The sequence below is a fragment of the Dictyobacter kobayashii genome (assembly GCF_003967555.1).
Lineage (GTDB): Bacteria > Chloroflexota > Ktedonobacteria > Ktedonobacterales > Ktedonobacteraceae > Dictyobacter > Dictyobacter kobayashii.
This window is the reverse complement of record NZ_BIFS01000001.1, coordinates 2862444-2877509: the sequence shown is the minus strand read 5'-3', so window position 1 is coordinate 2877509 and position 15066 is coordinate 2862444. Positions and strand designations below refer to the sequence as shown.

12 protein-coding genes and 2 pseudogenes are annotated in these 15066 nt (G+C 50.1%); 11 read left to right on the top strand and 3 right to left on the bottom strand.

Features of this window, described 5'->3' with window-relative positions:
- Nucleotides 1-3 precede the first annotated feature (3 nt).
- The 9 genes and pseudogenes from EL645_RS38880 to EL645_RS12570 all read left to right on the top strand — a co-directional run bounded on the left by EL645_RS38880 (nt 4) and on the right by EL645_RS12570 (nt 8804).
- Nucleotides 4-246, top strand: coding sequence for a hypothetical protein (locus tag EL645_RS38880; RefSeq protein WP_136625201.1), 243 nt, complete (start codon nt 4-6; stop codon nt 244-246).
- Nucleotides 204-2153, top strand: a complete 1950-nt coding sequence (locus EL645_RS12605; RefSeq protein WP_126550488.1) for a cyclic nucleotide-binding domain-containing protein — start codon at nt 204-206, stop codon at nt 2151-2153. Before EL645_RS38880 ends, EL645_RS12605 begins: the two co-directional genes overlap by 43 nt.
- A 73-nt stretch (nt 2154-2226) precedes the next feature.
- Complete coding sequence (locus EL645_RS12600; protein ID WP_126550486.1) at nt 2227-3120, top strand: hypothetical protein; 894 nt, start codon at nt 2227-2229, stop codon at nt 3118-3120.
- A gap of 159 nt (nt 3121-3279) precedes the next feature.
- On the top strand, nt 3280-3645 hold the full coding sequence (locus EL645_RS12595; protein WP_126550484.1) for a zinc ribbon domain-containing protein: 366 nt from the start codon (nt 3280-3282) through the stop codon (nt 3643-3645).
- Nucleotides 3630-4682 (top strand): anti-sigma factor, encoded by a 1053-nt coding sequence (locus tag EL645_RS12590; RefSeq protein WP_126550482.1) that lies wholly within the window; start codon nt 3630-3632, stop codon nt 4680-4682. The genes EL645_RS12595 and EL645_RS12590 overlap by 16 nt, the downstream gene beginning before the upstream one ends.
- Before the next feature lie 353 nt (nt 4683-5035).
- A complete protein-coding gene (locus EL645_RS12585; protein ID WP_126550480.1) occupies nt 5036-5884 on the top strand; it encodes a TRM11 family SAM-dependent methyltransferase in 849 nt (282 codons plus the stop codon).
- A gap of 58 nt (nt 5885-5942) precedes the next feature.
- Nucleotides 5943-7963: pseudogene (locus EL645_RS12580) on the top strand (DUF6909 family protein).
- 236 nt (nt 7964-8199) lie between these two features.
- Nucleotides 8200-8328, top strand: a complete 129-nt coding sequence (locus EL645_RS44100; RefSeq protein ID WP_281276294.1) for a hypothetical protein — start codon at nt 8200-8202, stop codon at nt 8326-8328.
- A 74-nt stretch (nt 8329-8402) separates the two neighbouring features.
- Nucleotides 8403-8804 carry an HAD-IA family hydrolase gene (locus EL645_RS12570; protein WP_161977338.1) on the top strand — a complete coding sequence of 134 codons (402 nt, stop codon included), beginning with the start codon at nt 8403-8405 and terminating at the stop codon, nt 8802-8804.
- Nucleotides 8805-8829: 25 nt separating this feature from the next.
- Here the strand turns inward: EL645_RS12570 and EL645_RS12565 are convergent, their stop codons facing one another.
- Nucleotides 8830-10095 (bottom strand): hypothetical protein, encoded by a 1266-nt coding sequence (locus EL645_RS12565; protein ID WP_126550472.1) that lies wholly within the window; start codon nt 10093-10095, stop codon nt 8830-8832.
- 427 nt (nt 10096-10522) lie between these two features.
- Here EL645_RS12565 and EL645_RS12560 point away from each other — a divergent pair.
- Nucleotides 10523-11480: pseudogene (locus EL645_RS12560) on the top strand (ring-cleaving dioxygenase).
- A 6-nt stretch (nt 11481-11486) separates the two neighbouring features.
- A complete protein-coding gene (locus EL645_RS12555; protein WP_126550470.1) occupies nt 11487-12152 on the top strand; it encodes an alpha/beta hydrolase in 666 nt (221 codons plus the stop codon).
- A 59-nt stretch (nt 12153-12211) separates the two neighbouring features.
- Here EL645_RS12555 and EL645_RS12550 read toward each other — a convergent pair whose 3' ends face one another.
- Nucleotides 12212-13993, bottom strand: coding sequence for a hypothetical protein (locus tag EL645_RS12550; protein WP_136625200.1), 1782 nt, complete (start codon nt 13991-13993; stop codon nt 12212-12214).
- A complete protein-coding gene (locus EL645_RS12545) occupies nt 13905-14903 on the bottom strand; it encodes a serine/threonine-protein kinase (protein ID WP_126550466.1) in 999 nt (332 codons plus the stop codon). Before EL645_RS12545 ends, EL645_RS12550 begins: the two co-directional genes overlap by 89 nt.
- Between the last annotated feature and the right edge of the window lie 163 nt (nt 14904-15066).

Sequence of the window (15066 nt, the reverse complement as noted above, 5' to 3'; positions counted from 1 at the left end):
CCCTTGACTGGTGCCTGGAACAAAAACAGGCCCTTCCCTGATAAAGCGGGGATGCAAGGGGCGGCCAGCCCCTTGACTGGGGTCTGGGGGCTGTGCCCCCAGCCACTCCCCTTTCCGGTGCCGCCTGACGGCGGCACCGGAAAAACAAAAAACTATTGTACCCACCTTTTTGAAAAAGAAGGAAAAAAACAAGAAAAGGTATCATGCAAATACAAACAACCCAAAAAATATTCAAAGTCGGCCTGACACATCGCACAGACATGCAACCACTAACAGCCGAAACAATCAACTTTGAAATAGACATGTGTATTGGGTGTGATCGTTGTATGCGTGCATGTCCAGTCCCTTTATCCAGCCAGGTCAGCATCGCCGACCTCAACCGCGCCACCATCTCGGAACAGATCGCCCCCGTAGTCGCAAAATTTACTGACGAGTGCGTCATGTGCGGCTCATGCGTACCAGTCTGCCCGGTTGACAACCATCGCGATCTCCTGATGCTCTCGCTTAAACAGCGCCTGGGAGTACCCTGGGATGGCCAGGTCGATTTATCTAAAGCGATGCGCCACCTGCCTGGTGGCTGGAGCGTATCCCTGGTGTTGCACTGCCTGCGCGAACAGGCCCTATTCCGGAATGAGCGACTGGTGCCAGATAATTATCTCCTGCACTTTGTGGCTACCTCTGAAATCGAGGTTCTGACCGCTGGCCAGGAACTACTGCATGAAGGCGACTTCGGGCGCGATATCTTTTTTATCCTGGATGGTCAATGTGAGATCTTCTCACAGGGGACTGACCAGAAGTCTTTGCCGCTGGCCATTTTGCGGCGCGGTGAATATATTGGTGAGCAGGGCATGCTGACCGGCCAGCCACGCAATGTGACGGTGCGAGCGGCCCAGGATCGGACCGTGGTACTAAAGGTGCCAGAACAGGTTATGCAGCGCTTGATGGAAGTTGTCCCGACCGTCCAGGATTTCTTTGTGCAATTAAGCACGTCGCGGGCCGTTGAGGATATGCTTTCTCGCCTGGACCTGTTCGAGGGTATTTCGGCGGAGGATATGCGTACCCTGGCGAACCAGGCTACTATCCGACGTTTTGAGCGGGATGGGCAACTTTTCAGTGAAGAGCGCAAAGGGCAGCCTGTCCGTGAGAGCTTTCATTTGCTATTGGATGGTTTTGTAAAGGTAGCCCGTAAAACCGGACGCGAGCAGCAGCCAGAACGGATCATTGCCTATCGTCAGCGTGGCGATTATTTTGTGGGTGGCCTGGATATGCTGGGCGATCAACGGGCGGTGACCGTAACCGCGATTAACCGTGTGGCTGTAGCGGAGATTAGTCGTCAGCAATTGAAGGCACTATTGACGCGCTATCCAGCGTTTAAAGAGCGTATCCAGGAACGCGTCAGATTGTATCAGGAAGCGAATACGGCCGCCCATAGTGCTGTGTTTGAGCCCTTTGATCGGGCCCAATTAGAGCAGGCTTTAACCAATACTATTTCAGATGCCGAAGCCCGGGCCGGTTTGCATGCCCTGGTGAATGACGGGGTTGTTGAAGGCACAGAGGTGCTGGTCATTGATCTGGATAAATGCATCCACTGCAATGAATGTGAAGAGGCCTGCGAGCGCCGTCACGGCCAGTCCCGCATGAATCGCGAGGGCATGGTCATCGGCAATATGAGCATTGTAACGGCCTGTCGGCAGTGCCAGGACCCTGTATGTATGCTGTGTAGCCGGGCTGGCATCGCACGCAAACCAAGCGGTGAGGTCTATATCACTGAGAGCTGTATCGGCTGTGGTATCTGTGCTGAACGCTGCCCATACGATAATATTTCTATTGTTTCGCTAACCGATGATATGGAAGCGGACCAGCTACCCAGCTGGCAGCGTTTCAGCCGTTTCTTCAGCAAAGGTTTTGGCAAAGAGCGGGGCCGGCAAATGTTACCCATGGCCCAGACCGCTCCTGAGCCTGGTCCATTACAAACTTTTGCCTCCGATGGATTGGAGAACTTGCGCAAGAAGATCGCTATCAAGTGTGATCTTTGTGCTGGCTATAATAATCAGGCATGCGTACAGGCCTGCCCGACGGGCGCGGCCATTCGGGTGAATCCTGTCAACTTCTTTGGCTCGACCGAAGATATTTTGAGCCGCAAAGCCAGGTAGGCTGGCGGCTGCTCTGTGATCCGCGCTTGAGCGGCGTTTCCGAGTTATATAAACAGGTAAGAAAGGAAAATGTATGTCGGTGACTTCAAAACAACCACAGGTCTCTCAACCTCGCGGCTGGCGACGTTTATGGAAGTCTCCTTCCTCTCAGGCGCGCTGGTTCTGGTTTGTAATCAGTGGTTTGCTCTATGCTGCGCTTCTTGCCTGGTATTACTATGCATTCAAGACCCAGGATGATCCAGAGCCTTTTGCTGACCCACTACGGCTCTTTGGCATCATTGCCTATGTTCTGGTACTCATTACTGCTAGCTATTCGTTACGCCGACGCTTTATGCGTGGTTTGCCCGGCAAGGTCCAGAACTGGCTATGGATGCATACCTGGTTGGGTATTATCACTATCCTGATTGCCTTCCTGCATGAGAATTACGCACGTATCACTCACGACTATTGCCGCAATTTAAGTTGTTTAACGGAAACCTACTGGGCCACCGGCGCGCTTTTCGCGTTGATTTTTCTGGTTATCAGTGGTATTTCTGGTCGTTTGCTAGATGTATGGCAGACCAGGGTAATTGCTCGTGAGGCTAGCTCAAATGGCGTGGGCATCGAGCGTTCAATTGAAGAACAATTGCGCAAGTTAAACTACACGGTTGGACGCTATAGTGCTGGCAAATCTGATGAGTTTAAGCGTGCTTGTGCTGAAGCGCTGGAATCGCAGGGTCGCACTATTTATCCTGATACGGATTTAGCTATTCATGAGCGGGCCGATTGGCAACGTGTTCAGCCTACTCTCTTGGAGCATGCGCGCCTGGAGCGCTCGCTTAACCGACAAAAACGAGCCAGGCGTGTCATTCAGGCCTGGCGTACTTTGCATATCTTCCTGGCATGCCTGGCTCTAATCATAATTTCCTATCATAGTATCATGGAATTGCTGACAAACGTACTGCATATAATAGCTTACCCCCAATGAAATATTGGATTAGATTGGTAATGGAAAGAAGAACGCCATCGTATGCTCATGAATTCGCAAGCTGCTGTGGTAAAATCTCGTGTAGGGTGTGTGTGACTGAGAGATAGTAACTATCTCCCAGTTCATCGTAAAGTAGTGTCTGGTTAAAGGAAAAGTATTATGCTGTGCCCGGGTTGTCAGGCGCCAATCGAGGCGGATGCCGTCTTTTGTGGTCATTGTGGTTCGCCACTTCCTCCTGTTCATTTACGGAATTTAGGAGATGAAGAACCCTCTCAGGTGCAGTCTGTAGAGCAATGGTCGGGCAGTAACGCGGATGAGGTGTCTGGGGAGCGTATCCAGCAACAGCCGTTTGCCGCTCCAGCCTATCCTTTGACTCCCGCACCTGTCAGTAAAGTTGCTGGTTCAACTCCTTCACCATCACCTACCCCAGTGGTGTTCGCTGGAGCCCCGCGCTCCATCGTCCCAGCCGACAGGCTGGATCACCATCAACAGCTCGTAACCTTGCTTTTATGGCGGTCATTCTAGCTATTTTAGGTGTGGGTATTGCAGCTGGAGTCTTTGCACTCTGGCAAAATAAACACATTCCTGCTCGCCCGCTACCAGCCTCCAGTCATGTACTTGTACCTACAATAAGCGGCGTCGCCACTTTTCATGATACCTCTAATACTCAGGTCGGTGTCAATCGTATCCTGCTGAATGTACAAGGCCTGCAGCCAGCGGCCAGTACTGCCCACTATGAAGCCTGGTTGGTTGATGAGAATGAAGCGCATATTCAACCATTGGGTACCTTGCTCAAGGCCAGGGATGGCAGCTATGCAGTGGATTTTAGCCAGCAGAATGGAAATATTCTGGCTCTGGGTAATACGTTACAGGTGACATTGGAAACAACGCAGGCGACACTTCCAACCGGACAGGTGTTGCTCAGTGCCCATTTTCCGCCCCTGGCAGGCATGCATATCAATCATTTGTTGTTGTCTTATCCTTATACTCCTGCTAAGACACCTTTGTTGCCCGGGCTGCTGGCTCAGATTCGTCAGCTCAATAGTCAATCACAACAATTGCGTACCACCAATAATAAGACTGCGATCCAATGTCTGGCTCAAAACATGCTGGTCTTGTTGGATGGACAGTCGTCAGTCAAACCGGTGGTCAAGTCTCACACGTGTGCTTCTAATCATGTTCCTCAAGTATCAGTTGATTATGGTTTGCTCGGCCCCAATAATAATGGCTATGTCAGTACTGTCGGTGCTCATGCATCGCTGGCTGCGACCCAGGTGGATACCACAGATAATATTAGAAAATATGCGCAGCAAGTTATCTTTGCAAGCGAAAATCTCTCGAGCTGGCTCTCAACACTGCATCAGGATGCGCAGCAATTACAGGCTCATCCCGATGATCATGGCAAGGTGTTGGAGATCACCAGCCTGGCCGACCATGCCTTGAACGGTGTGGATAGCAACGATAATGGCAGCATTGATCCTGTCCGTGGCGAGGCAGGTGCCATCCAGGCATACCTTTATGGACAGTCCATGGCAACCCTTAATTTGACCAGTACCAAATAATACCTTTTCCACGATCTTCTCTTTGTCCTGGCGATCCGATTATGTTCTCTAGAGTGCCTGAATTTAACAGCGGCAAAACTGTAAAACTGCAAAACTGCTGCTAAATTTAGTTGAGTAACGTGTAAACATTGTAGATACTATACCGCTCTTAGTCACCACACCAAAAAGTGGAGATATTACTAGGGGGAAATGCCAGGCATGGGGACACCCAGCATTTTAGTAATACCTCCTATCAATAGTGTACGCTGAAATAGGTGGTTTTGGTGCGAAAATTTACGATAATTGAGAAGTGCGTAGGAAGAACCCGGGCTACTGTCCATTGCTGCCAGTAGCTCTTTACTGGGAGTGGCATTGTGGAACATGATGATATTTCGATGCGCAATACACTGAATGAATTGACTGGAGCAGAGTGGCTCTATTTTACAAAAAGTATTATCACAACCGCTTATCCCTCCGAATATGGACATCAGTTACGCAAGGCGCATGGTGCCAATAAGCCTCCTCAATTGATGTGTCAGTTGATTGAGTTTTTTACCAAGCCAGGTGGTAAGGTGCTGGATCCCTTTGCGGGCGTAGGGGGAACACTTATCGGGGCTTCTATCTGCCGGAAAGCGCGCCAGGCTCTAGGCATTGAGATCAATCAGAAATGGGTAGATATTTATCAGCGCATTCTGGCTGAGAGCCAGGGTGCGCTTTTACCACAAACTCTTATCCATGGAGATTGTTTGAAGGTCATGACGACGCTTGAGCCCTCTTCCTTTGATTTTATTGCCACCGATCCTCCCTATAATATTCACCTCGAGAAGACGATGGTCAATGGTCGCTATGCCGCTAACTATTCCAATCGACGTACTGACTACGATATGCGCTCGACCGATCCCGCGGACCTGGCCAATCTCGCTAGCTATGAGGATTATCTAGATACGATGGAGCAGGTCTTTGCCCGCTGCTATACCTTGCTTAAGGCGCAGAAATATATGGCGGTAATTGTGCGCAATGCTTATCAGCACGGCGAATATATGTTTACACATGTGGATCTAGCACGCCGGGCCAGGTTACATGGTTTTATCCCCAAGGGCGAGATTATCTGGTATCAGGCCGGTACACGTTTACGTCCTTATGGTTATCCCTTCGCTTATATTCCGAATATCGCCCATCAATATATCGTTGTTTTACAAAAACCTAAACCATTGGTCGTGTAATGCCTTCTTTCTCTCCCCATTGTATTGGTAGGCGCGCTATAATAGATGAAAAATATTGATGATATGTTTACCTCCTGCCTCAGAGAAGAGGAGCAAATTTATGCCATACAAACGGAAGCAAGACGATCAACACAATGATGGTAGCTACCCATCCAAACACATTTCTCGGGACGATACATTTGTTGGTTCGCAGATGGATGACGAAATGCTGAGCGAGCAGAACCAACATGCCACTACGCTGGCCCCCAGCCTTGAACATGGTGAGCGATACCATGCCGCTGGTAAACGTGATGTTGAGCTTTACATCCGAACTTATAACACCTTGCTGCGTAGCTCCGGTGAGATTAATCTAAAGGCCTTGATACAGGCGCATTATAATATCGACTCAAGCCTTCATCCCGATGCACGTAAGCCTTATCCAGATATGTCGGCTTTTATCTATAGTGTCTTGCGTTTGCCTGATGCGATTAGTCAGTGTGAGTTAGTACTGCTAGGCCAGTCAGAAGAGGTTTTTCTTCAACAGGGTTTTCACGTTAATAAATGGCAGGCCGTCACAGCTTCTGCACGGCGCCGTAAGTGGTTCTATAATGGCAAGAGAACATTGGCCGTTTATGTCGCCAGTGTCAGTGATACAGATGACATCGTTCCCGTCCTGGTAGCTTTCCAGATTGAATGGAATAAGATGTATTATCTGTTGAATGAAGATCCCACAACCATGCAGCTTTTGGAGACCGAGGTAGATCCCGGTTCACCTGTGTTCTCCGAGATTAGCAAGGTGTTGCGCCAGCGTCTACATATTGCGGTGGATGATTGGCAGCGGCTACAGGTCATCTGGGGCGAGCATCTGTGGGAGAAACTGCATGATATTGGTATGCAGAAGAAGAACTTTAATCTGCGTATGCTCGGTGGTTCACATGTCGGATATGTGAAGGCCACCCGTAAGTGGTGGGCTCCGGTCAGAAACCTGTTGGATACTCTCGGGCTGCCTGATCGCCCGGTCTACTTTGTCTCCAGCAATACCCATAGCATGATCAATCTGCTCTCTGGTTTTTCGTTGCGCAATGAGAAGGCTTTGATCGATTTCGCTCGCAGTGGCGCTGATCCTTACCTGGCTGAAGAATGTCGGAAGATCCAGGAGGGAACGGTACCAGGAAACTGGCAGAATTTCCTCTACTTCGCGACCCGCGAGTGGATCAATACTGCGGCTGGCCAGGAGGCTGCTCGTACACGCGCGCAGGAAGCCCAGGATCGCGGCATCTGGCACGTTGGAGCTCGCCACGGGCTGGAAATTGATGCCCAGGTCTTTGAGCTCTCCAAGCTTATCCCGGCAGATATCGATCCACGTAGCCGTATGTCTGGCCTGGATATACTCAAAAAGAGTGACGCGGTTATTCTCAATATCGATTATCCGTTAGGTATGGCGGCCTATCGTATGATGCGCGAGATTATGGAAAACCTTTCGCAAATCTGCGGCATCTATGTATTAGGTAAGGCTGCGACCCTCAATGGCAGCATTGGTGATGTGATGATCTCCAATGTTATTATGGATGAGCACAGTCAGAATACCTACTGGTTTGATAATATGTTCCGTGCCAATGAAGTACAGCATATTTGATTTATGGCTCTGTACTTGATAACCAGAAAGCTGTATCGGCCAAGGGCACTTACCTGCAGAATCGTCAGTACCTCGATTTCTATTACCAGTCTAACTATACCGTTGTCGAGATGGAGGGTGGCCCCTATCTGAATGCGATCTATGAGGACCAGTATCTGACACGCTATCCCATGAATGATAATATCAATCTGCTTAGCCTGCCATATGATCTGGGTATCCTGCACTATGCTTCGGATACTCCCTATACACGTGGTAAGAACCTCGGCGCGGGGAGCCTCTCCTACTTCGGTATGGACTCTACCTATGCCAGTACGGTTGCCATCGCGCGTCGCATTTTTGCTAATGAGATCGCGGCTATTCAACGACGCCTGACGCACCCGCTGGATGAAACCATCACCCCTCTTCCAGACGAAGGTATACCGGCCACCAACAACCACGGAAAAAAGACCAAAGTCATTCAATAAAATAGTTTTTGTAGTGCATAAATTGAGCAGAGAGCGTGTTTAATTCGTATTGCTCTTCCCCTCTCTGCTCATATATTTTCATACCCCTCAGTGTTCAAAAAAGTTGTTATGATATATTGCCGAAAAGGTGCGATGCACCTTTTCGGCAATATATCATAACAACTGATCGGGCGCGTTAGCGCACGTATACAAAGGATTGTATACTAGCTTATTAAAAACGTGTATAAGGAGTTTGGATGATCCGCGCACTTTTATTGGATATTGATGGTGTCCTTGCTAACGGCGAAGCGTTTTATAAACAGCTGGAACACGACTATGGCATCTCCCCACTGTTACTGCCCCTTTTTTTCAAGAAAAATTTTTAGCGTGCCTGGTCGGATCAGCTGATATAAAAATAGAGATCGCTACATATTTACAGCAATGGGGTTGGAGCCGATCAGTGGACGCCTTTTTGGATTATTGGTTTACCAGTGAACATGTTATAGATGCTCCGCTGGTAGCTTTTATCCAGCAGCTACGCCAGCAAGGTGTACCTTGTTACCTTGCAACCCAGCAGGAGAAATATCGCACAGCTTATATTCTGGAACAGATGGGGTTTGTGCGTGAATTTGATGGTATGTTTTCCTCAGCCTATCTGGGCACCTTAAAAAAGGATGTAGCTTTTTTCCAACAAATCCTGGCGGCCCTGCCGGATCTTGCTCCTGCTGAGGTATTATTCTGGGACGATACGCCGCTGAATGTGGCGGTGGCCAGGCAGGCAGGTATCCAGGCTGAGGTGTATACTGATTTTGCGCACTTCCAGCAGACATTACTCAACTATGAGCTTTCCCTGAATCACTAACTCCATCGTTTGGAGATCTGATATATCAGCGCCAGATCAGGGTATCTTCATTGCCAGGGACGCGCTCACTACCCTCTACTGGCGTCTGTCTCCATGCACAACGTACTTCCTGTTGTGCTATCAACTCCTGCATGCATTGATCATATTCTTGCTGGGTAAATTGTCCGAATTCGCTGAGGATGAGTTGCTGGCGCAGGTCGGGCCAGCGACGGATACGCAGGGTGATCCCTTGCTGCAATATCTGTTTGTATAGTTGTTGAATCCCTTCATGCAGGCGTTTTTGCTCTTGCTGGGCAAACCATTCTTCGCTAAGTACGCCTTGATAGCTTTGTTGATAGGTGTGGCGACGATAACGACAGAGGGCATCGTTCATAATCATTAAGCTGTCTGAGCGCCTGGTGGCATACAGAAGCGTGTAAGGGATGGGCGCGATGCTGGCCGGCCCAATTTGGATAGGGAGTTCAATGGCCTGGGGTGACCATTGAAAGTGCCTGCGCATTGAAGTAATCAGCAATCTGGCAAAGCCTCGCGTGGCAGCCTCCCCTGTGGTTGGAAGGGTTTTCCAGCGGTCACTGCGCAGCAGTGCGGTCAGGGCGCTGGATTGTGCTGTATTTGTAGCCGCCGCTTGTAAATGCTGCTCTATCTGTTTATGGGCTAGCAGGAGGAATAATTCAGTCGGCACGGTCCTTTTATATAGGACAGCCAGATCATCATAGCTGAACGTGACCGCTGCCAGTGGATCTAGTAGAAAGATCGCTGGAGACTGTTCGATCTCTGTAAGCACATTAGCCGCAGCATCCAACCAGCTGGTAGTGAGGATACTGCTTTCTCTGGAAAAGCTACTGTTGCTATCAGTCTTTTTGTTATCTCGCGTATGGCGTACACTGCTTCCCGCGCTGAATAGCAAGGTATGCAAAGCGATGGGTCGACTCTCCTGTGCCAGCGCTTGCGCCAGCGTGGCGCCTGGTTGTAGCGCCGACGGTAGCGCCGGTCCTGCGTTTTTTTGTTTTCTCTTACCATTGGCGGATGCAGGGGCTGGGCTGGCACTCTCCAATGGAGCACGCAGGCTTTTCGGCGTATACCCTCCCAACGCATCTACCCAGTAGCAGTGGCGAAAGATACGGCTGGCCCCCAGGGAGCGACAGTAGGCGGCCCCAAAATCCTCTAAAAGCCAGTTTCGCAACAACGACAAAATGGCGCGATCGCTAAGGCGGCGTGTACTGCGTGTTGCGGGTAGCTGGCCGTTTTCGATTGCGCCTGTTGGAATTTGATCGTGTTCGTCTTTGTTCATCCATAGGTTCATCTTGTGCGTATTTTACCACAAAGATAGCTATCATTTCGCCTGCACTCAAAGGTAAGCCTGCCGTAGATTATGCTAACTCAGCTAAAAACTGCGGCCTGATCCAGGGCTTTTTCATGTTCCTCTTGGGCGCCTGCGGCGCCGGGTTGGGAGTGAGGAGTGTGTTTGGTGGACGGCCGCAGCCGTCCACCAAACACACTCCTCACAGGAAAGAATGGACATCGTATCGCTTGCTTGTGATCTCCCTGCGCTCTCTGGGCGAGCAGTAAAAGCCCTGGGCCTGATCTGAGTAGCTTGACAAAATCCAGTACATATGTTAAATTATTAACTAACAAAATAAAAGTAACTATTATTGAGATAGTTCGAAGATAGAATTTGTTGCAAGCAGTGTGGAGCATCGCTCCATAGGAGAAGTGATATGGAAAACCATGTTTTGGGTATTCACCATGTGACGGCTATCACAGATGAGCCGCAGCGCAACGTCGATTTTTATGCGGGCTTGCTGGGTCTACGTTTTGTCAAAAAGACGGTTAACTTTGATGCGCCGGATACTTACCATTTTTATTATGGCGATGATCTTGGTCGTCCTGGTACGATTTTAACCTTCTTTTCGTGGCCGGGTTATCCCAAAGGACGTCGAGGAGCAGGGCAGGTGTCAGCAATCTCTTTCTCTATCCCTGAGTCTGCGCTGACCTACTGGCAGGATCGCCTATCCCGTAATGGGGTGACGGTTGAGGGTCCCACTCCTCGCTTTGATGATCAGGTGTTGCGCTTCAGTGATCCTGATGGATTGCAGTTGGAGTTAGTCGCCCATCGTGGAGCGGATCATGGTTCTGCCTGGACAGAAGGTCCGGTTCCGGCCGAGTATGCGACACGTGGTTTCCATAGCGTGACCCTCTCGGTAGCGTATGCTGAGGCAACTTCTACCGTTCTGACCCAGGTTCTGGGCTTTCATGAGGTGGCGCAGTTGGGCAATCGCCGACGTTATGCGGTGGGCGATTCTGGTATGGCGACCCTGGTGGATGTGCTGGCAGTGCCCAATGAGCGCCGTGGAGCGGAGGCGGTTGGTTCGGTACACCACGTGGCCTGGCGCACAGCGACCGATGAGTATCAGGTGGCCTGGCGGCAGAAAATTACTGAGGCTGGTTTAAACGTAACCCCGATTCTAGATCGCAATTACTTCCATTCGATCTACTTCCGCGAGCCAGGGGTGTGTTGTTTGAGATAGCTACCGATCAGCCAGGTTTCCCTGTTGATGAGGCCCGGCCGAGTTGGGTACCCATTTGAAGTTGCCAGAATGGTTGGAGCCACGGCGGGCTGAGCTGGAGCAAGCACTACCAGCCATTACACTTCCAACTAATGAGCAGAGTAGGTAGATAATAATGTCCACAAATGAACCTGTTACATCACGATCTTTGACTCAGTTCGTACATCGTTTTATTCCGGCTGAGGCTCAGGAAGGCTCTCAAAAGCAGGCCCCGACCCTGTTATTATTGCATGGTACCGGTGGGAACGAGGACGATTTGTTGAGTCTGGGAGGTATGCTGTTTCCTGGAGCGGCTTTGCTGAGTCCACGTGGGAACGTATCAGAAAATGGCATGCCACGTTTCTTCCGTCGCCTGGCTGAAGGAGTTTTCGACGTCGCAGATCTGCATAAACGGACCCAGGAGTTAGCCGACTTTGTAAGTGCCGCTGCGGAGACCTATCATTTTGATGCGTCTAATGTGGTTGCGGTTGGCTATTCAAATGGTGCTAATATTGCCGCCAGCCTGCTCTTATCGAAACCAGGCATACTGCGTGGGGCGATCCTATTGCGCCCGATGGTGCCGTTTATACCGGATCAATTGGCGGATCTCTCCGCAGCCTCGGTCTTCGTAAGTGCTGGACGCATGGACCCGATAGTGCCAACTGCTCAGACCGAGCAATTGATACAGCTGCTTAAGCAATCCGGGGCCAGCGTTGCCACCCATTGGATTAATGGTGGTCATGGCATCAGCCATGAAGATGTTCGTGAAGCTCGCCTCTGGCTCAACACCATCTATTCTTAAATCTGACACTATAAGTGATATGGTCCGCATCTCTTTAGAGAGGATGCGGACCATATCACTTATTTTTGCAGATTCCACACTTTCGCATGGCTGAAGATGACGCTGGTAGGTGTGTTTGTGGTAGCATCTATCCCCGTATCGTTGCCACCCGTAGCCATGACACCAATATCACCAGTATCGTATGGAGTACCGATCTGGTCTGTGACGGTACTGACTTTTTCTTTATTGACATACAGCGTGATCGAGTTGCCATCGGCGACCACGGCTAATGTGTTTGTCATATTGAGCCCCTGCTTGAATGTGGTCAGGGGAGGCTTCCCGAGTTTGTAGCCGTCCATTGGATTGGCACAGCCAACCCCTCCTATACATTTTTGCAAGCTGTAGTTGCCACTGCCGTAGATTTCAAAGAAGTAATATCCTTTGGTGTCGTTATTGCCCCGGAAAACAATACCTGCTCCACTAAAACTTTGCCCGATATTAGTAATAGTCATATCGACCTGGTAGGCAAAATTACTGTAGGTCTGTTTATTCTGAAAACAGACCGTCGGTTCAAGCGCGGGTGCATTTACTGTATAGCTTTGACCTTTGAAAGTGCATTGGCCGGCTGTGATGTTGGTAGAATCCGCTCCCTCTTGCCAACCATTGCGATTGTCAGTGAGAGGATCATCTAATATCAATGTACTGGTATTGTCTGTAACATAGGGATCAGCTCTCTCAGCTTTTACCTGCGCGGTCTGGGTAGCGCGCGCATTCTCTCTCGCTATGGTGGTGGTTGCCGTAGCCTGAGATGAGACACTGGTAGCAGTAGCATTGGTCTGTTCCAGAGCCACCTGCTGGGCTGTGTTATTGTTGGCAAGTACGGCGATGCCAATCGTGCTGGCAATGATGATGACGAGGACGACCGCAAGCACCAGAATAGTTCTGGGGCGCAGCAGACTCATTATCCCGGCTGGCTGCTCGCTCTTTTTTTCTACATTAAATGCAAACTTTGCCTCTATCTCCTGGTTTCGGAGATTAGCGGTCTTTAAAGAATTGAGCGTATTCAGTGGTTGGCTTATCCGTGCTGGTTGCTCCAATGATGTGCGCGTGATAGGTGGCGTGGCTGCCCCTGCAAAACTTGTATTGCTGGCCTGGTTACTTGATTCCTGTTTTTTTTCAGCGGCATTGGCGTTGTCAACCGATGCCTGTTGCATGGCTGCCTGTAATACAGGACTTCCCTGGGAAATGGGACGTGCGCCAGTTGGTAGTTTAGGCAGAGATGCTGGCGTCATATTGGTTGGCGTGGGTTGCCCCGCGGTGAACGAGGGGAGGTTGCCTTGCGAAAACTGATTATCTTGATGGGTACGTGGTGAGGCCTGCCCTGGATAGGCTGAAACTGACGCTTGTGGCAGCTGGCCTCGCGGTGAGCGCTCGATCGGAAATAAAGGTAAATTGTTTTGAGAGCGCGCCCCCTGTGGTAACTGGCGCGCTGATTGCTCGTCTGGAAAGAAATATTTGTTTTGTTGCGCGGCCTGACCAGGAGTCGATAGGCGTGCTGATTGTTGTTCAGTGGGGAAGATAGGCATGTTCTGCTGGGAAACCTGACCTGGCTGACCTTGCCCTGGATAAGAAGGCAGATTCATTTGCGAGACGGGCATTGACGCCTGTGATCGCATGTCTGAAGGTGTGTTGGCGAGCCTTTCGCTATGCTTAGTGCTTGTAAGGGGTGGCATATTAGCGAAAGATGTTGAGGTAGTGGTTGGGTGCAGCCGTTCAGGTTGCGATATAGCTGCCGGAGCCTGCCCTAGTCCGGTTTGATGCTGGATTCCTGTTTCTGCATGTCCCTGAGCTGGTTTCTCCACTGGCCTCTGTGTGCCTTGATCTTGCATGTATCGATGTATCATCAGAGACGCTCTCATTACTGGCTGGCTGCGGTACGAGATCAAATGAAAATTGCTTGCTTGCCAGACAAGCATCTTCAAGGGCCAGTGAAAACTCACGCACATTGGGAAAACGCTTTTGTGGATCCTTTTCAAGTGCGCGGAGCACAACTTTTTCGATCTCAAGTGGTGTCTGGGGTGCTTTATCCCGAATTGGTGGTGGGGGAGTGAGCACCTGTTGACTGGCGATTTCAAAAAACGAACCCTGGAAAGGGCAACTGCCAGTTAACCACTCATATGCAATCATGCCAAGTGCATATTGGTCACTGGCTGGACGAGGTTTACCTTGTAACTGCTCTGGCGACATATAAGCGGCGGTTCCGGCTGTCTCTGTTGGTGAGCGCGAAGTTGAGTTATAGGATATCAAGGCCAGGCCGAAATCTCCTAATAATACCTCATCATTATGCCCGAGAAGCATATTTTCAGGTTTGACATCCCGGTGGATGAGCTTTTTATCGTGCCCATATTGTAGTGCTGCCGCGGTCTGTTTCATATATGGGACCAGGGGAGCCGCCGGTAATGGTTTGCCCTGGAGAAAGCGTTGACGAAACGTCCCATGTGGCGCATAGTCCATGACCAGAAATGGGGTATTATCCTGAACGCCGAAATCCAGGACACGGATGATGTAAGGATGGACCAGATGGGCAATGGTGCGTGCCTCGTTGAGGAAGTCTTGTATGTTATTTTCTCCCAGGCGTACCTGGAGAACTTTAATAGCTGCTTGTGTGCGTAGATGAATATGTTCCCCTAGATAGACATCGGCAAAGCCGCCCTGTCCTACCAGGCGCAGTATTTTATAATTTCCTAATTGCCGGCCAATGCGGTCTTCCATATTATCTCCTTCGGCACGTGTGCGCGTAGTTGTCGTCTCATCCTAGTCTAAAAACGAATATATAGCAATGGAGTAGTCCTTTCCGGTTGTGTCCAGTACGTAAGGGCTATCGTCCCCTATAAGCTCAGAATATTTGCCTTCCAGAAAGTTGATGCGCAATTTT

Bases quoted from the DNA above. Each gene is read 5' to 3' on its own strand.
- EL645_RS12605 (WP_126550488.1), top strand. From the start codon at position 204: ATGCAAATACAAACAACCCAAAAAATATTCAAAGTCGGCCTGACACAT.
- EL645_RS12600 (WP_126550486.1), top strand. From the start codon at position 2,227: ATGTCGGTGACTTCAAAACAACCACAGGTCTCTCAACCTCGCGGCTGG.
- EL645_RS12595 (WP_126550484.1), top strand. From the start codon at position 3,280: ATGCTGTGCCCGGGTTGTCAGGCGCCAATCGAGGCGGATGCCGTCTTT.
- EL645_RS12590 (WP_126550482.1), top strand. From the start codon at position 3,630: ATGGCGGTCATTCTAGCTATTTTAGGTGTGGGTATTGCAGCTGGAGTC.
- EL645_RS44100 (WP_281276294.1), top strand. From the start codon at position 8,200: ATGATCCGCGCACTTTTATTGGATATTGATGGTGTCCTTGCTAACGGC.
- EL645_RS12565 (WP_126550472.1), bottom strand. From the start codon at position 10,095: ATGAACAAAGACGAACACGATCAAATTCCAACAGGCGCAATCGAAAAC.
- EL645_RS12555 (WP_126550470.1), top strand. From the start codon at position 11,487: ATGTCCACAAATGAACCTGTTACATCACGATCTTTGACTCAGTTCGTA.
- EL645_RS12545 (WP_126550466.1), bottom strand. From the start codon at position 14,903: ATGGAAGACCGCATTGGCCGGCAATTAGGAAATTATAAAATACTGCGC.